The organism is Rhodococcus qingshengii JCM 15477 (assembly GCF_023221595.1).
Lineage (GTDB): Bacteria > Actinomycetota > Actinomycetes > Mycobacteriales > Mycobacteriaceae > Rhodococcus_F > Rhodococcus_F qingshengii.
This window is the reverse complement of the sequence record NZ_CP096563.1, coordinates 2,869,108-2,884,755: the sequence shown is the minus strand read 5'-3', so window position 1 is coordinate 2,884,755 and position 15,648 is coordinate 2,869,108. Positions and strand designations below refer to the sequence as shown.

The window sequence follows — 15,648 nt, the reverse complement described above, 5'->3', positions numbered from 1 at the left end:
AAATGCGGGAAACGCGCCTATTCGCCGCGCAGTTCGTAGTAAGGGTTGAAGATCGCCTTGCGACCGTCACGCTCGCCCACACGACCGCGGATCAGCAGGGTCTTACCGGTCTCGATTCCCGGGATCCGGCGACGCCCGATCCAGACGAGATTGATCACCTCGGTGCCATCGAAGAACTCGGCCTCGATACTGGCATTTCCCGACTTGGGACACGCGTCGACGCTGCGGAGTCGGCCCACCATCGTGACTTCTTCACCGCGACGACAATCGCATGCCTTCTGACCTCCGGAAGCCTTGTTGGACTCGGCCATCTCCTGGGCGTCCAACTGGTCGACGTCCTCGGTCAGACGCTGGGTCAGTCGACGAAAATATCCTGCGGCGGCGGGTGCCATTGCGCGCTCCTGCGAACATGTGTGACGCAAGGGTTTCGCGTCACGTGAAGGGCTGTGTGATCGCCACTGTAGACCCATTACGAGCGTGTAACCACACCGGTCAGTCCGCGTCTCGGGGGCACCGGGCAAGATCAAGAGATGCAGAACTCGGAATTGGCGACCGTTGCCGTCGTTCTCCCAGGTACAGGCTCTGACGCCCACTTCGCGGACCGCGCATTCCGGGCGCCGCTGGAGGCTCTGGGTGTGCGCATCGTCGCAATTGAACCGGACCCTCGGCGTGTCGTGGACGGCTATCTGGACGCGATGGACAGAGCCGCGGACACGCACGGCCGAATCATCGTCGGAGGGGTCTCGATCGGAGCGGCCGTTGCACTCCAGTGGGCCGCCGACAATCCCGATCGAACCGTGAGTGTGTTGGCAGCGCTTCCGGCCTGGACGGGCTCGGCCGACGACGCCCCCGCAGCAGCGAGCGCGCGGTTCACCGCCGGGCAACTGCGCTCCGAAGGCTTGGAGTCGGTGATCGCTGCGATGCTCGCGTCGAGTCCGGCGTGGCTCGGAGCCGAACTCGAGCGCTCCTGGCGCTCTCAGTGGCCCGATCTCCCGGCTGCGCTCGACGAGGCGGCGTCGTACCACTCACTCGGCGAGAGCGCGCTACGGGCGGTGGGCGTTCCGGTCGGCATTGCGTCGGCGGTGGACGATCCGGTTCATCCCGCGTCAGTGGCGCAGGCCTGGGCGGCTTCACTCCCCCGCGGCGCAGTCGCCACGACGACGCTCGACATGATCGGGCGCGACCCCGCGGTTCTCGGGTCCACCTGCATCAAAGCGCTCGCGGCGATCGAATCCGATACCACCGCGAGCGCCTGAAGAAAATTCTGTTACTGACCCAATTGCTGCATGGCAGAACCGGATTCGCCGCTACGAGGCGGCGGGGTCGGCCGTGCTGGAGGTGCCGGCGGAGCGGGCGGTGCTGACTGCTGTTGCTGCTGGGCGGCGACCTGTTGCTGCTGCGCTGCCGCCAACTGCTGCTCGTGTGCGGCCGCCAACTGCTCGGCGAGCACCTGCGGGAGCACCACGGGCAGCGGTGTCCGCACCGGATGCGGCTCTGATCCTCGGTTGACGACGGTGTCACGCAAGATGTCCCGTGCGATTGCCACCAGAGGAGCGTTCGCGGCGGTGGATCCACTCGGACCCGCGACCACGCAGCGCACCATCCACCGGGGACCGTCGACGCCGATGAACCGCAGGTCCATGTTGGCCGTCACAGCAGCCAGTTCACGGCCCCACGGGCCGTTCTCGACGCTCACCGCGGAATTGTCGTCGCGAAGCGACTGCGCGAGCTCGGCAACGACCTCACGCCACTGACCGGGCGATTTCGGGGCGGCGTAGGCAGCAACCGTGATGCGGCCGTGCTCGGTGACCAGGTGCACGGCCTGCGGCGAACCGTTGGGCGCCATCTCGACCTGCAACTGCCCGCCGGTCGGCATCGGCACCAGAACGGAACCGAGATCAAGACGCTGACCGTCACGGCCTGCCGTCGGATCGTCGGAATCGATCTCCGAGATGTCGTAAGGGCCTTCCGATTCGTCACCGAACTCGTCGCCGGTGACTTCGAGATCGTCTTCGACCTCGTCGATCTCCACCGACTCGTCGTTCTCGTCACCGAAGAAGCTGGTGGTTTCCTCGTCGACATCTGTCTTCTTCTTGCGTCCGAACATGATTCAGACTCCCTCTCCGACTACCGCGCCAGGCGCATCGGTATCGAGTATCGCGTGCCCGCCGCTGGAACCGTAGCCTCCGGTTCCTCTGGTCGTGTCGTCCAGCGATTCGACTTCCTCGAAAACCGGAAGTTCGACTCGTTGAACCACGAGCTGAGCGATTCGGTCACCGCGGCGGATGTCGATGGCTGTGGCCGGATCGAGATTGATCAAGCAGACCTTGAGTTCGCCCCGGTATCCCGCGTCCACGGTTCCGGGCGCATTCACGATCGACAGTCCCGATTTGGCGGCGAGTCCGGAACGCGGATGGATCAACCCGACGGTGCCCACCGGCAAAGCGATCGCGATCCCCGTTCCGACCAGTGTTCGGTGTCCGGGTTCGATGGTGACGTCGCTGGTGGAGCACAGATCCACACCCGCATCTCCGGGATGCGCACGCTGTGGAACGGGCAGGTCTGGATCCAGTCGCTTCAAGGCGATGGAGAGATGGTCGCTCACGTGGGCCAAGACTACTCGTAGCGACGGACTATCCTTGACAGGTGCCCGAAACATCTCGACCTGACGTCGCCACCACAACGCCCCCGTCCACGACGCTGTACTCCGAGCGCCTGTGGGTGCCGATCTGGTGGTGGATCGCCGGGTTGGCCGTAGCCGGACTCCTCGCGGCCGAGGTCCACATGGGCCGCCCGGGGCTTCTCTCGTACCTGGCGTACGTCGTACTACTCCCGATCCCGATCTGGGCGGCATTCTGGCTCAGCCGGATGCGCGTCGAGGTGGTGGAGACAGCAGGGGTGAAGGAACTGCACGTGGGTAGAGCCCACCTGCCGGTCGAATTGATTTCACGGGCGGCAGCAGTGCCGGCTTCCGCGAAGAGTGCTGCAATGGGGCGCCAACTCGATCCGTCGGCGTTCGTCCAGCATCGCCCATGGGTCAAGACAATGGTGTTGATCGTGCTCGACGACCCGGAGGATCCCACGCCGTACTGGTTGGTGAGCACACGTCGTCCCGCTGATCTGCTGGCTGCGCTGGATCTCTGACCAGCGCGGTCACAGCAAAGCAGTACTTCCCGACCCTTGGTCGACCCTCGCGCTGACGGGTCGACCACCGGGAAGGGAGATCAGGCAGCGCAGTCCATGCATACGAGCTGTCCGTTGGCATCACTGGCCAGGCGGCTGCGGTGATGAACCAGGAAGCAGCTCGAACACGTGAACTCGTCTGCCTGCTTCGGAACAACTCGAACCGAGAGTTCCTCGCCGGAAAGGTCGGCACCCGGCAGCTCGAAGGACTCCGCGGTGTCCGTCTCGTCGATGTCGACGACGGCTGACTGCGCTTCGTTGCGTCGCGCCTTCAGCTCCTCGAGCGAGTCCTCCGAAACCTCGTCGGACTCTGTACGCCTCGGTGCGTCGTAGTCAGTTGCCATCTCGTCTACCCCATCCTCTTCGTGTATCCCGGTCCCGTGTGCGCCGAGAATCCGGTAGATCCTTGATGCGCATGGAAACCGCCGTGGCATCCAGATCATTCCCTGTCGCTGCATAACGCTGCAGGACTGGAATTAGTGCCCGGAAGTTCCTTCCGAGAACGTGATCTGCGCCTCATTTGGTTGTCATTTCGGCGTCCGGCCGATGCCCAGTTGAACGACCTGGGCCGCCAGACAGTAGCCGACGTGAGCACGAAAGTAGTAACCGAATCGGAAATTTCCGAAAAATGACTGCGAATTGTCACCAAGGCAAGAGCAAGCTGTGACCTTTCCACGATGTTTTCGGGCCGAATCCGGGTAGAAACAGGCCGGTAATCGGCCAACTGCCGTTTCGCAATCGACAAGGACTCGACGCGTCGAGCCTCGCTTCGGCTGTCTCGTCACACAGGCCCTCTAAGGTAGGCACCGAACGTCATGCCGGCGCCGCTCGGCCCGATGGCGAAGTAGAAGTTTCGTCAAGAAAGTCGAGGGATACCGTGGTTTCTCTGATCACCGAAGGCAGCTCTACCGATGACCAGGGACGTCCGTTCCGCCGTCGGCGCGCGTGGCCGGTGATCGCCGTGTTCGCGGTACTCGCATTGATCGGCAGTGTCTTGTGGGTCCGCATCCTGAGCGCCGAGGCGGAAGTCAGTGACACCGTCGCCTGCAACCTGCCGCAACCTTCGTCCGATCCTTCGGCAGCGGCGCCACTACCGCTGGGAACCGTCGTCGACCGCTCGAAGCTGCTCGACGTGGATCCCGCTCCCCTCGCCGCCACCAAGGTTCGTGTGTTCAACGCCAACGGTGAACACGGTCAGGCGGCCCAGGTGGCAGCGCAACTGAGCGAGTTCGGCTTCTCCAGCGCGCCGGACGTCCAGGTCGGAAACGACCCCGTCTACGTCGACCAGAACATGGAGTGCCAGGGTCAGATCCGATTCGGAGCGAACGGCCTCGCCGCCGCCAGTTCCGTCTGGCTGGTCGCCCCCTGCGCCGAACTGGTCCAGGACGGCCGCGGCGACGACACCGTCGACCTGGCTCTCGGCACCTACAACAAGGGCGCCCTGACCCCCAACACCGACGCTACCGCGATCCTGCATGCTCTGGCCGAGCAGCCCGCAAACGCCGAAGTCGCTCCGATGGACATCGCACTGCTCAAAGCAGCGCGCACGGCGCGATGCTGACAGGCCTCAGCTCGGAATCGGCTGATCTGCGCCGATCGAACTGAGCATGTGCGCGAACTGCTCGGCGATCGCCGGAGCGACTGCGTAAACGACATCGCCGTCGGCCGACGTGGAATTGGGCGCCGGGACGTTGATGACGGCGCCCGCTTCGGAAGCGATCAAGGAGCCGGCTGCCCAGTCCCATGGACTCAGTCCGTGTTCGAAGTGAGCGTCGACCCGGCCGGTGGCAACCATGCACAGATCCAAAGCCGCCGAACCGATGCGTCGGATGTCGCGAACCTGCGGCAGGATCTGCCCGATCAACGTGCCCTGCACCTTCCGGCGATCCGCTCCGTAACCGAAGCCGGTGGCCAACAGCGCCATTGACAGCTCGGTCACCTCATTGGCTTGCAGGTCGCTGACGACGCCGTCGGCCGTGGTCATGGTTGCACCGCCGCCCCGATGCGCGGCGTACGTGGTTTCCAACGACACGTCGACGACAGCCCCGGCTACCGAGACCCCGTCGATCTGTACGGCCACCGAGATGGCGAACGCGGGGATTCCGTAGAGAAAATTCACCGTGCCGTCGATGGGATCGACAACCCACCGAACTCCCGCGGAATCGTCGGTGTCTCCGCCACCTTCCTCACCCAGGATCGAATCTGCAGGCCGCCATTGCGCCAGAAGGTCGCGAATCACCTGTTCGGTTTCGGTATCGACAACCGTGACGGGATCGGTGGGCGTGCTCTTCGCCGCAACCGAACCACCCTCGGCGGCACCGGAACCCACCAGGCCGAATACCTCGGGCCGACGCAAGCGGACGTGTTCGGCTGCGCGTTCGGCGACGGCTACGGCTACTTCCCGCAACTGTGCGGGGTCCAGAGAATCGGCGGAAAAGTCGGGCAACGTTCTTTCTGAAGGGCGCACCGGACCATCGCAACACATCTCTACCGAGGGGCACCACTCGAACGTCTCGAGGCGGGCGGTTCGAGAGGACGCGCCCGGGTCCTCGTTCGGGTTAGTGTTTGCAACGGTAGATCGTGACCTCGAATTCGACACTCAGGAGCGCAGGACGATGACAACCACAGGTTTCGGGATCGACGTCGGCGGCAGCGGCGTCAAGGGCGGCACGATCGACCTGAGCACCGGGGAAATGATCGGTGACCGCATCAAGATCCTGACCCCGCAGCCGTCCACACCCGATGCGATCGCGGGCACTGTCGCCGAGATCGTCGAGCAGGCCAAGTGGACCGGTCCGGTCGGCATCACCTTGCCCGCTGTCGTGACCGGCGGCGTCGCGCGAAGCGCCGCGAACATCGACAAGTCCTGGATCGACACCGACGCCACCGCCCTGTTCGGCAAGGCGCTGGGCGGGCGCGAGGTCACCGTCCTCAACGACGCCGACGCTGCCGGAATCGCCGAGGACTCGTTCGGAGCGGGCAAAGACACCTCCGGCGTCGTGATCTTGTTGACCTTCGGCACCGGAATCGGATCTGCCGTGCTGCACAACGGAGTTCTGTTGCCCAACACCGAGTTCGGCCACCTCGAGGTCGACGGCAAGGAAGCCGAGCACCGGGCGGCGTCGTCGGTGAAGGAGAAGAAGGACTGGAGCTACAAGGAGTGGGCGGTCGAGGTCTCGCGAGTTCTGACCACCTTCGAGAACCTGCTCTGGCCAGATCTCTTCATCGCCGGAGGCGGAATCAGCCGCAAGCACGAGAAGTGGATTCCGCACCTGACCAACCGCACGAAGGTCGTCCCCGCCACCCTCCTCAACACCGCGGGAATCGCCGGAGCTGCGCTCGCATCGGTCGGACTGACCAGGCCGGCCCCCGTCGCCGGATGAGAAAACCTGCACGTGAAAAGCGGAAAATCTACCTGTTACGGCCCGCCGTGACGTAAGAGTTTCCTGAGAGTCGTTACAATGGTGAAGTCCGGCTGCGCGCCGGCCAACAACCATTGACCTCTCCGCCGGATCACCACTCTGGCGTGACGCCGCACGACACCGTCACGAAAGGGCGTACGTGGCAGCCACCGATACACGTCAGACTGCTGATTCTCCATCAGAGTCAGAGCCACAATCTCCAGCCGTGGAGGCGGCCACCGTCACCGCTCCGGCAGCCAAGAAGGCTCCGGCGAAAAAGGCCCCCGCCAAGAAGGCAGCAGCAAAGAAGGCTCCGGCCAAGAAAGCTCCGGCCAAGAAGGCAGCAGCTAAGAAGGCCAGCCCCAAGAAGGCCGGCGATCCTGACGCCGAAGACGGCGATGTCGAGTTGGAAGACATCGACATCACGGACGGCGACCTTGCCGAGGTCGAGTCCGATGTCGTCGAGGTCGTAGCAGTCGGCGAAGACGAAGAGACCGCTGCAGAGCCGTCCGAGAAGGACAAGGCTTCCGGCGACTTCGTCTGGGACGAGGAAGAGTCCGAGGCTCTCCGTCAGGCACGCAAGGATGCCGAACTGACGGCGTCCGCCGACTCGGTTCGCGCTTACCTCAAGCAGATCGGCAAGGTCGCACTCCTCAACGCCGAAGAGGAAGTCGAACTGGCCAAGCGCATCGAGGCCGGCCTCTACGCCGTGCAGATCATGCAGGACCTCGCTGACAAGGGCGAGAAGTTGCCTGCGGCTCAGCGACGCGACATGAGCTGGATCTGCCGCGACGGCAACCGCGCCAAGAACCACCTCCTCGAGGCCAACCTCCGCCTGGTCGTCTCGCTGGCCAAGCGCTACACGGGCCGCGGTATGGCGTTCCTGGACCTCATCCAGGAAGGCAACCTCGGTCTGATCCGTGCAGTCGAGAAGTTCGACTACACCAAGGGTTACAAGTTCTCGACCTACGCCACGTGGTGGATCCGTCAGGCCATCACCCGCGCAATGGCCGACCAGGCTCGCACCATCCGTATCCCGGTGCACATGGTCGAGGTCATCAACAAGCTCGGCCGTATCCAGCGTGAGCTGCTCCAGGACCTGGGCCGTGAGCCCACGCCGGAAGAGCTCGCCAAGGAAATGGACATCACGCCGGAGAAGGTGCTGGAAATCCAGCAGTACGCGCGTGAGCCGATCTCTCTCGACCAGACCATCGGCGACGAGGGCGACAGCCAGCTCGGTGACTTCATCGAGGACTCCGAAGCTGTTGTCGCAGTCGATGCCGTCTCGTTCACCTTGCTGCAGGATCAGCTGCAGTCGGTACTCGAGACGCTGTCCGAGCGCGAAGCCGGCGTGGTTCGCCTCCGCTTCGGTCTCACCGACGGTCAGCCGAGGACTTTAGACGAAATCGGACAGGTCTACGGCGTCACGCGTGAGCGTATCCGCCAGATCGAATCGAAGACGATGTCGAAGCTGCGCCACCCGTCGCGTTCGCAGGTTCTGCGCGACTACCTCGACTAGTCACACCAGCTATGCACACAAGAGCCGCTCTCCGGATCGCCGGAGAGCGGCTCTTGTGCGTTTGCCGCCTCAGACCAAGAGTGTGTCCCGGAGTTGTGCGACATCGTCCTCGCTCAACTGAAGGCCGTCCCGGACGTAGTTGTCGAAGTTGCCGTACACCCGATCCACCGTGGCGAAAGACGTGTCCAGCCAAGACTGTTCGACGCCGTCGATGAACGCGCTCCCCGTGCGGGGTCCGGTGAGGTACTGATTGCTGAGCATGTAATCGGCGTTCACGTCGGTGCGACTCACGCCGAGGACGGTCTGGAGAACTGCGGTCATCCAACCGGTACGGTCCTTGCCCGCCGAGCAGTGGTAGAGGACTGCACTGTCGGTGTTCGCGACGTTCACCAGCGCGTCGTGGAATGCGCGGCTCGCCCCCGGATCGGTCACCATCAACGCGTACATCGTCGGCATGTCCACCAGCGCCGGGAGGTTGGCGGGGTTGGTTCCGATGACGTCGAACCAGTTGCTTCGCGCCCCGTTCGGAAGGCGATCCTGCGAGAGCGTTCGTTCGACGACCGTACGGAAGTCGTCGACCGATTCCACTCCGCGTTCGCTCAACGACGCGAGATCCGACGGTGTCAGCTTGTCGAGGGCATTCGAGCGAAATACCTTCCCCCACCGAACGGTCTGCCCGTCCGCGGCGTCGTAGCCACCGATGTCACGCGCGTTCGACGCACCCTCGAGGTGTAGCGATCGATCCGCGGCAACCTGCGCAGCTGTGGGTCCGGCGTGGTCGAGAGCGGGAATTCCACCGGCGAGCGCCGGGACCGGTGCACACGAGATGATCAGCGCACACAGAGCGGTCGCGGCGGGACGGGCGATTCTGTTCGACATCCGGACAGAATAGGACCGCAATCAGGACTTCGTACGAACCTTGATGTACAACGAGGCGACCGGTTCGATAACTCTTGCCGCCACCGGGCCGATGACCGCCATCAGGAGCACGTAAGCAGTTGCCAATGCGGCAAGTTCGGCGTCGACGGCGCCTGCGGACACCGCGAGGCCTGCGATGATGATGGAGAACTCACCGCGGGCGATCAGAGCGGCACCGGCGCGCGCCTGACCCATTCGCGCGACACCCTGACGTCTGGCCGCCCAAGCGCCGGTTACCAGCTTCGTGATCGCCGTGACCACTGCCAGGATCGCGGCCCATCCGAGGACTGGCGGAATGGAACTGGGATCGGTGTTGAGACCGAAGACCACGAAGAACATTGCGGCGAACAGATCTCGAAGGGGCTCGAGCACGCGACTGGCATTGTGCGCCGTCGACCCCGAGATCGCGATTCCGAGGAGGAATGCGCCCACAGCCGCCGACACCTGCATCGCCGAACTGATGCCGGCGACCAACAGTGCGGCACCGAGCAGCTTGAGCAGGAGCGTCTCACTGTCGGGACTGTCGAGGAGGGCGGAGACGTACCGTCCGTATCGGAGGGCCACGACAAGAACCACGGTGATGACCAACAACGAGATCCCGACCGCTTCGAGCCCGCCCATGAAGCTCACGCCCGCGAGCATCGCGGTCAGAATCGGCAGGTACAGCGCCATCGCCAGGTCTTCGAACACCAGAATCGACAGCACGACCGGTGTCTCGCGGTTACCGAGGCGCCCCAGGTCGCTGAGCACCTTGGCGATGATTCCCGAAGACGAGATGTAGGTGACGCCGGCCATGACCGTCGCCCCCACGACGCCCCAACCGAGCATCAAGCCGACAACCGCGCCAGGTGTGGCGTTGAGGACGATGTCGACGATGCCGGCTACCCGCGAGCGTTTGAGACCGGTGACGAGCTCGGCCGCAGTGTATTCGAGCCCCAACAGCAGCAAGAGCAGGACGATCCCGATCTCACTTGCCAGATGGGAGAACTCGCCGATGTCGCCGAGCTGGATGAAACCGCCCTGTCCGAAGCACAGGCCGCCGATCAGGTAGAACGGGATCGGCGACATGCCGACGCGAGCAGCGAGCCGTCCGAGCAGTCCGAGCGCGAAGAAGACCGCGCCGAGTTCGATCAGTGCGAGGGTGGTTGTGTCCACGCGCCAGTCAGCCGTTGGCCAAGATTTTTGCCGCTGCAGCCAAACCGTCCGGCGTTCCGACTGCCACGAGAAGGTCTCCCCCGGTGAACGTGAAGTCGGGGTTCGGAGACGGGCTCACCTGTCCTGCCCGCATGACGGCGACGATGGACACTCCGGTACGCGTGCGCATGCCGGTGTCCCCGAGGGTCTGTCCGTCGTAGCGAGAACCGTCCTTGATGTAGAGCTGTTTGGTTCGAATGCCCGGAAGATCACGGTGCTCTTCCTCGAGCTGAGCAACGAGCTGGGGGGCACCCAGGAGATTGCTGAGCGCTGCCGCTTCCTCGGTGGTCAGAGGCAGCGAGGCAGCACACGCGTCAGGGTCGTCTGCCTTGGAAACGATGAGGTCGGTATGACCGTCCCGATGGGTGACGACACCCACGCGACGACCGGAAGACAGAACAAAATCCTTGCGCGTCCCGATCCCCGGTAGTGGGGTGACTTCTACGTTCATATACCAACGGTAGCGCCGATCGGTGACCTGCATCGCGGGAGGGCCGTAATCCGCAGGGCACAGTTCACGACCGGCCAACCGGCGACCTACCGAACCGGCGAAAACACGCCGTTCTCGCCCGGAAAATACTCGACGACAGCGGTGACGGCTGCGACGGGAATCGGGGCGTACAGATGCGGGAATCGCATCGATTCCGGGTCCGAGGGGACACCCGGTTCGTACTTGACCTGACCGCCGAGCAAGGCCGGATCGATAGCCAGAAGGACTATGTCGTCACGGCCGGCAAAGATCCGATTGGCCGGGAGATGAACTTGCGCCGGAGTCGACATGTGGACAAATCCCTCCGCCTCGAATCCGTCGGGGATACGTTCACCGAGCTGTTGTGCCCGCGCCCACTCCTCGCGCGTGCACATGTGGAGCAACTCGACGCTCTCGTCGACAAGTGGTTCGCGTCCCGGGTTCATCCGCCCAGAATATCGGGCTGAGGTCGGCGATCCGAATCAGCTGTCAGCGAACAATCTTCACCCGAGAATGCCTGCCCAGCGCATTTCCAGTGAGACACAACACTAAGAAACGCCTTCGGGAACAACCCGTAAACCCCAAACGTCTGTAAGAGTGGATCTACCGCGCCATTCCGACGCGGCGGACCAGGCCCCAGGCACGCGGCCCGAATGCCGCAAAGCCAGTACGGAGGAGTCATGCCCGGAACACTGACCAGCCCACAGTTGACCGCTGCCGACCGGTGCGACCGGTGCGGTGCCGGAGCACGCGTACGCGCCGTGCTTCCCACCGGCGGCGAGCTTCTCTTCTGCGGACACCACGCAACCGAACACGCGGATCGACTTCGCGAGATGAATGCCGTCGTCTCCGAAAGCGAACCCGCAATCTGACCTGTCAGCCGGGGGTGGCCTCTTCACGAGGCGCGCCATGAACGCCAGAACGGGCGATCACAGTCACTGTGATCGCCCGTTCTGCCGTTCCGGGGTCGCAAGCACGCGAAGCGTGCGGGACCGGTATCGGCTGCTACCAGCTGCGGAGAATCGCGATGCGTTCGGTCAGCTGATCGACAGTAGCGATGGCCGTCGGCGGACCGCCGCACACCCGGCGCAGTTCTGCGTGAATGATGCCGTGCGGCTTACCGGTGCGGTGGACGTTCATCGCCACCAACCCGTTCAGCTCCTTGCGGAGCGCACCGAGCTGATCTGCCGTGGCCGCTCGATCGGATACCACTGCCGCCGTGGGTTGCGGGGCGGCAGCCTTGGCCGAGTTGGCCTCGACCTGTGTCTGCTGGCGTTGACGCAGCAACGCCCGCATCTGATCGGCGTCGAGTAGACCTGGCAGACCGAGGTAGTCGGCTTCCTCGTCACTTCCGGCGAATGTCGCGGTACCGAAGGACGATCCGTCGTAGATCACCTGGTCGAGTTCGGCATCGGCGCCCAGGGACGTGAACGCCTTCTCCTCCTCGCCCAGCTCGTCCTTCTGCTTGTTCGCATCGGCGAGCAGGTCGTCTTCGAGGCCGTCCTTCTCACGATGCGGCTTGCCGAGTACGTGATCACGCTGGGCCTCGAGCTGTGCGGCAAGGTCGAGAAGCACCGGCACCGACGGCAGGAAGACGCTGGCAGTTTCGCCCTTACGACGCGAGCGCACGAAGCGCCCGATCGCCTGAGCGAAGTACAGCGGAGTCGACGCGCTGGTCGCGTACACACCGACCGCCAGACGGGGAACGTCGACACCCTCGGACACCATGCGGACCGCGACCATCCATTTCTGGTCGCTCGCACCGAATTCGGCGATTCGCTTGGACGCGGTGGGGTCATCGGACAGCACGACAGCCGGCTGTTCGCCGGTGATCGCTGTCAGGGCCTTCGCGTACTCGCGGGCCACTGTCTGGTCCGTCGCGATGACAAGTCCGCCGGCATCGGGCATACCGGTACTGCGCAGCTGCGCCAAACGGGTGTCTGCTGCTTGCAGCACGGCAGGAATCCAGTCGCCGGCAGGGTCCAAGGCAGTTCGCCAGGCCCGAGTCGTCTGCTCGGCGCTCAGCGGCTCGCCGAGTCGAGCGGTGAATTCCTCGCCGGCGTTGTTTCGCCACCGTGCCTCGCCCGAGTAGGCGAGAAACACGACGGGGCGAACCACGCCGTCCTTGAGGGCATCCGAATATCCGTAGGAGTGGTCGGCTTTCGAGCGGAGCAGACCTTCCTTGTCCGGCTCGTACTCGACAAAAGGAATGGCACTGTCGTCACTGCGGAACGGGGTTCCGGTCAGTGCGAGACGCCTGGTCGCGTCGCCGAAAGCTTCACGAATGGCGTCGCCCCAGCTCTTGGCGTCGCCGCCGTGGTGGATCTCGTCGAGGATGACCAGCGTCTTGCGGCCCTCGGTCCGCACACGATGCTTCGACGGGTGCGAGGCAACCTGGGCGTAGGTCAGCACGACGCCGTGATAGTCACTCGAGGTCTGGCCGGTCGAGTTGGAGAACCGCGAGTCCAATGCGAGGCCGGAGCGCTGTGCGGACTCCGCCCACTGGTGTTTGAGGTGCTCGGTCGGCGCCACGACGGTTATCTGGTCGACCGTCCGGTCACGGAGCAATTCCGAAGCTACCCGCAGAGCGAAGGTGGTCTTACCTGCTCCCGGCGTTGCGACCGCCAGAAAGTCACGCGGACTGCTGGAAAGGTATTTGGTCAGTGCACGGCGCTGCCATGCACGAAGGGAACCGGTAGGGGCGCCAGGTTGGGTTCCCGCGGATTGAGCTCCGGCGGGTTCGGGCGAATTGCCGAACTCGGCTGCCACGGTCTCAGACGTCATAGGCCGCGCCTCCACTGGAATCGCACTGTTGTCTCGCGCTCCTCGAATTTTCATCAATGTCCGGCGACGAGCCTAGCCGCCGCCACCGACGAAAGCCGCACTCGAAGCGCGTACTCATGGCCGTTCTCACTCCGGCCGGCGAGGTTTCGCTTCTCTCGCGTCCTGCCGACCTGCACGCGAATTGTCTCAGAAATGTGCGACACGTCGGCGCCATGGTTGGGCAACCGGGTGTGTCGTCAGGGATGCTGGAGACATCATGAGTGAAGCGCGAGGCGAGAAGTCGAGCGGAAGTGATCTGCACCACCGCAGATGGCATCCGCTACGCCGCACCGGGCAGTTGATCGGTCGAACCCTGAGCAAGGCCTGGGACGATTCCATCTTCGGAAAGGCGGCTACGGCCGCGTTCTGGCAAACGCTGTCGCTTGCTCCCCTGCTGCTCGGCCTTCTGGGAATGATCGGCTACATCGGTGGGTGGTTCGGACCCAACACCGTCGAGATCATCGAATCCAAGATCGTCACGTTCAGCGGAACGATCTTCAGCGAAAGCGTCGTCGACCAGATCATCCGCCCGACGGTGACGGACGTCCTTCAACGCGGACGACCGGAGATCATCTCGGTGGGCTTCCTGCTCTCCCTGTGGGCGGGATCATCGGCGATCAGTACGTTCGTCGACTCGATCGTGGAAGCACACGGTCAGCAGGATGCGCGCAATCCCATCTGGCAGCGCATCTTCGCCCTGCTTCTCTACGTGATGTTCCTGGTGATGGCGGTGTTCATCCTGCCACTGGTAGCTCTGGGGCCGACGCTCGTCGGGCGAGCACTGCCGGCCTCCTGGTACGTGGTCGGATCGAATCTGGTCGACACGTTCTACTACCCTGCTGTCGGTCTGCTGGTGATCATCGGCCTCACGACGCTCTACAAGGTCGCTCTGCCGAAGTCGCTGCCGTGGCATCGGCTGCTCGCGGGCGCCCTGGTCGCTGGTGTGTTCTTCATGGCCGCCAGCACCGGATTGCGTTGGTACCTGGGATTCGTCACCAGCACCGGCTACACGTACGGCGCGTTGGCAACGCCGATCGCGTTTCTGCTCTTCACGTTCTTCCTCGGTTTTGCCGTCGTGCTCGGCGCCGAGTTCAACGCGACGGTTCAGGAGTTCTGGCCCGCTCGTGCCACTCGGATGGAGCAGATGCGAGAGTGGCTTGCGGCTCAGAACACCGACGAAAAGACCGGTCCGGTCACCAATCTGACCTGGCACCTGGCCACCAGCCCTATCCGCATCTCGGGCGACAAAGCGGACCCGGCCACGGTCCCCTCGTACGGGCGGCCCCGCAGCAGACAAACCGAGAGCAGACAATCGGAGTCGCGCCAGAACTCGTGCGTCGACCAAGATCCCTGCGATGAACCGCACGCAGACGCGAAGAGCCCGGCGGCCGACTGCGTCGAGGCTGTCGATCCGCCGAGCTCCGGAAGTACTCCCGCTCGCCTGACCCGAGGTCAGTCGCCCTTACGGAGTCCTTCGTAAATCTTCTTGCAGTCCGGGCACACCGGTGATCCCGGCTTGGCGGACTTCGTCACGGGAAACACCTCACCGCACAGCGCGACGACATGGGTTCCCATGACGGCGCTCTCGGCGATCTTGTTCTTCTTCACGTAGTGGAAGAACTTCGGGGTGTCGTCGTCGGTCGTTTCGTCGGTGGAGACGTCGGGACGTTCCTTGGTTTGAGTGCTCACCCCTCCAATAATGCCGTCTCCGTCACAGCGGTGCGACCCACGGGTCGTGTGCAATTGTCGGCCGAGAGTGGAACAGTGGAGTCATGGCACGAAATGGCGCGTTCGGCAGGTCCGACGAGGCCGGGACTCCCGACAATCCCGTACTGATCACCGAAGCGCAGCAGTCCGTCGAAGAACAGCACAAAGCCCGAGTGCGCAAGTACATGATCATCATGTCCTTCCGGTTCCCGGCGTTGATCCTCGCGGCGATCGCGTACGGCATCTGGGCCAACGCCTGGATCTCGATGCTCATCATCGGTGCATCCATTCCGCTTCCCTGGATCGCCGTCCTGATCGCCAACGACCGACCACCGCGCACCAAGGACGAACCGAGTCGATACGACGGACGAAAGAAGACCGCAGGCGAGATCGAATCCGCGACGCACCACACCATCGAAGGCTGACAAGTTCCG

The 15,648-nt window shown here is 63.8% G+C and carries 19 protein-coding genes; 8 read left to right on the top strand and 11 right to left on the bottom strand.

The genetic code is table 11. The features are described 5' to 3' along the window. Nucleotides 1-17: 17 nt before the first annotated feature. Nucleotides 18-392, bottom strand: coding sequence for an OB-fold nucleic acid binding domain-containing protein (locus M0639_RS13290; protein ID WP_003942613.1), 375 nt, complete (start codon nucleotides 390-392; stop codon nucleotides 18-20). Nucleotides 393-530: 138 nt separating this feature from the next. Between M0639_RS13290 and M0639_RS13285 the strand changes: the two genes are divergently transcribed. Next, nucleotides 531-1,256 (top strand): alpha/beta fold hydrolase, encoded by a 726-nt coding sequence (locus M0639_RS13285; RefSeq protein WP_030536884.1) that lies wholly within the window; start codon nucleotides 531-533, stop codon nucleotides 1,254-1,256. Between the two features lie 11 nt (nucleotides 1,257-1,267). Here M0639_RS13285 and M0639_RS13280 read toward each other — a convergent pair whose 3' ends face one another. Both M0639_RS13280 and dut read right to left on the bottom strand, forming a co-directional pair. Then, nucleotides 1,268-2,107, bottom strand: coding sequence for a DUF3710 domain-containing protein (locus tag M0639_RS13280; RefSeq protein ID WP_003942585.1), 840 nt, complete (start codon nucleotides 2,105-2,107; stop codon nucleotides 1,268-1,270). A 3-nt stretch (nucleotides 2,108-2,110) separates the two neighbouring features. Continuing rightward, nucleotides 2,111-2,605 carry a dUTP diphosphatase gene (gene dut, locus M0639_RS13275; RefSeq protein WP_003942635.1) on the bottom strand — a complete coding sequence of 165 codons (495 nt, stop codon included), beginning with the start codon at nucleotides 2,603-2,605 and terminating at the stop codon, nucleotides 2,111-2,113. Nucleotides 2,606-2,646: 41 nt separating this feature from the next. Between dut and M0639_RS13270 the strand changes: the two genes are divergently transcribed. Beyond that, entirely contained in the window at nucleotides 2,647-3,144 is a 498-nt protein-coding gene (locus tag M0639_RS13270) for a DUF3093 domain-containing protein (protein WP_003942596.1), read from the top strand. A gap of 80 nt (nucleotides 3,145-3,224) precedes the next feature. On the opposite strand, the gene M0639_RS13265 is transcribed toward M0639_RS13270, so the two are convergent. Further along, nucleotides 3,225-3,527, bottom strand: a complete 303-nt coding sequence (locus tag M0639_RS13265; protein ID WP_003942593.1) for a DUF4193 domain-containing protein — start codon at nucleotides 3,525-3,527, stop codon at nucleotides 3,225-3,227. A gap of 533 nt (nucleotides 3,528-4,060) precedes the next feature. On the opposite strand from M0639_RS13265, the gene cei reads away from it, so the two are divergent. After that, nucleotides 4,061-4,744 carry an envelope integrity protein Cei gene (cei, locus tag M0639_RS13260; protein WP_003942618.1) on the top strand — a complete coding sequence of 228 codons (684 nt, stop codon included), beginning with the start codon at nucleotides 4,061-4,063 and terminating at the stop codon, nucleotides 4,742-4,744. Nucleotides 4,745-4,750: 6 nt separating this feature from the next. Here the strand turns inward: cei and M0639_RS13255 are convergent, their stop codons facing one another. Then, nucleotides 4,751-5,629: an inositol monophosphatase family protein gene (locus M0639_RS13255; RefSeq protein WP_042920008.1), complete on the bottom strand. Its 879-nt coding sequence runs from the start codon at nucleotides 5,627-5,629 to the stop codon at nucleotides 4,751-4,753. 169 nt (nucleotides 5,630-5,798) lie between these two features. Here M0639_RS13255 and ppgK point away from each other — a divergent pair, with 169 nt between their 5' ends. Both ppgK and M0639_RS13245 read left to right on the top strand, forming a co-directional pair. Next, a complete protein-coding gene (gene ppgK / locus M0639_RS13250) occupies nucleotides 5,799-6,566 on the top strand; it encodes a polyphosphate--glucose phosphotransferase (protein ID WP_064075385.1) in 768 nt (255 codons plus the stop codon). A 112-nt stretch (nucleotides 6,567-6,678) separates the two neighbouring features. Then, entirely contained in the window at nucleotides 6,679-8,103 is a 1,425-nt protein-coding gene (locus M0639_RS13245; protein WP_370333980.1) for an RNA polymerase sigma factor, read from the top strand. Nucleotides 8,104-8,172: 69 nt separating this feature from the next. Here the strand turns inward: M0639_RS13245 and M0639_RS13240 are convergent, their stop codons facing one another. The 4 genes from M0639_RS13240 to M0639_RS13225 all read right to left on the bottom strand — a co-directional run bounded on the left by M0639_RS13240 (nucleotide 8,173) and on the right by M0639_RS13225 (nucleotide 11,130). Further along, on the bottom strand, nucleotides 8,173-8,982 hold the full coding sequence (locus M0639_RS13240; protein WP_064075380.1) for a tyrosine-protein phosphatase: 810 nt from the start codon (nucleotides 8,980-8,982) through the stop codon (nucleotides 8,173-8,175). Between the two features lie 21 nt (nucleotides 8,983-9,003). Continuing rightward, a complete protein-coding gene (locus M0639_RS13235; RefSeq protein ID WP_003942634.1) occupies nucleotides 9,004-10,176 on the bottom strand; it encodes a cation:proton antiporter in 1,173 nt (390 codons plus the stop codon). A 7-nt stretch (nucleotides 10,177-10,183) separates the two neighbouring features. Next, nucleotides 10,184-10,666: a cation:proton antiporter regulatory subunit gene (locus tag M0639_RS13230; RefSeq protein ID WP_021344116.1), complete on the bottom strand. Its 483-nt coding sequence runs from the start codon at nucleotides 10,664-10,666 to the stop codon at nucleotides 10,184-10,186. 86 nt (nucleotides 10,667-10,752) lie between these two features. Next, nucleotides 10,753-11,130: a DUF952 domain-containing protein gene (locus M0639_RS13225; protein ID WP_007732832.1), complete on the bottom strand. Its 378-nt coding sequence runs from the start codon at nucleotides 11,128-11,130 to the stop codon at nucleotides 10,753-10,755. A 234-nt stretch (nucleotides 11,131-11,364) separates the two neighbouring features. Between M0639_RS13225 and M0639_RS13220 the strand changes: the two genes are divergently transcribed. Further along, entirely contained in the window at nucleotides 11,365-11,556 is a 192-nt protein-coding gene (locus M0639_RS13220) for a DUF7455 domain-containing protein (RefSeq protein WP_003942643.1), read from the top strand. A 133-nt stretch (nucleotides 11,557-11,689) separates the two neighbouring features. On the opposite strand, the gene M0639_RS13215 is transcribed toward M0639_RS13220, so the two are convergent. Continuing rightward, a complete protein-coding gene (locus M0639_RS13215) occupies nucleotides 11,690-13,468 on the bottom strand; it encodes a DEAD/DEAH box helicase (protein ID WP_020907558.1) in 1,779 nt (592 codons plus the stop codon). A 256-nt stretch (nucleotides 13,469-13,724) separates the two neighbouring features. Here M0639_RS13215 and M0639_RS13210 point away from each other — a divergent pair, with 256 nt between their 5' ends. After that, entirely contained in the window at nucleotides 13,725-14,987 is a 1,263-nt protein-coding gene (locus M0639_RS13210; RefSeq protein ID WP_030536891.1) for a YihY/virulence factor BrkB family protein, read from the top strand. Here the strand turns inward: M0639_RS13210 and M0639_RS13205 are convergent. Further along, on the bottom strand, nucleotides 14,960-15,196 hold the full coding sequence (locus M0639_RS13205) for a DUF3039 domain-containing protein (RefSeq protein WP_003942602.1): 237 nt from the start codon (nucleotides 15,194-15,196) through the stop codon (nucleotides 14,960-14,962). The two genes, M0639_RS13210 and M0639_RS13205, sit on opposite strands and share 28 nt — an antisense overlap. Nucleotides 15,197-15,279: 83 nt before the next feature. Between M0639_RS13205 and M0639_RS13200 the strand changes: the two genes are divergently transcribed. Further along, complete coding sequence (locus tag M0639_RS13200; protein WP_003942638.1) at nucleotides 15,280-15,639, top strand: DUF3099 domain-containing protein; 360 nt, start codon at nucleotides 15,280-15,282, stop codon at nucleotides 15,637-15,639. Nucleotides 15,640-15,648 lie beyond the last annotated feature (9 nt).

Coding starts and splice junctions, on each gene's coding strand:
- M0639_RS13290 (WP_003942613.1), bottom strand. CDS start 392: ATGGCACCCGCCGCCGCAGGATATTTTCGTCGACTGACCCAGCGTCTG.
- M0639_RS13285 (WP_030536884.1), top strand. CDS start 531: ATGCAGAACTCGGAATTGGCGACCGTTGCCGTCGTTCTCCCAGGTACA.
- M0639_RS13280 (WP_003942585.1), bottom strand. CDS start 2,107: ATGTTCGGACGCAAGAAGAAGACAGATGTCGACGAGGAAACCACCAGC.
- M0639_RS13265 (WP_003942593.1), bottom strand. CDS start 3,527: ATGGCAACTGACTACGACGCACCGAGGCGTACAGAGTCCGACGAGGTT.
- ppgK (WP_064075385.1), top strand. CDS start 5,799: ATGACAACCACAGGTTTCGGGATCGACGTCGGCGGCAGCGGCGTCAAG.
- M0639_RS13240 (WP_064075380.1), bottom strand. CDS start 8,982: ATGTCGAACAGAATCGCCCGTCCCGCCGCGACCGCTCTGTGTGCGCTG.
- M0639_RS13230 (WP_021344116.1), bottom strand. CDS start 10,666: ATGAACGTAGAAGTCACCCCACTACCGGGGATCGGGACGCGCAAGGAT.
- M0639_RS13225 (WP_007732832.1), bottom strand. CDS start 11,130: ATGAACCCGGGACGCGAACCACTTGTCGACGAGAGCGTCGAGTTGCTC.
- M0639_RS13220 (WP_003942643.1), top strand. CDS start 11,365: ATGCCCGGAACACTGACCAGCCCACAGTTGACCGCTGCCGACCGGTGC.
- M0639_RS13215 (WP_020907558.1), bottom strand. CDS start 13,468: ATGACGTCTGAGACCGTGGCAGCCGAGTTCGGCAATTCGCCCGAACCC.
- M0639_RS13210 (WP_030536891.1), top strand. CDS start 13,725: ATGAGTGAAGCGCGAGGCGAGAAGTCGAGCGGAAGTGATCTGCACCAC.
- M0639_RS13200 (WP_003942638.1), top strand. CDS start 15,280: ATGGCACGAAATGGCGCGTTCGGCAGGTCCGACGAGGCCGGGACTCCC.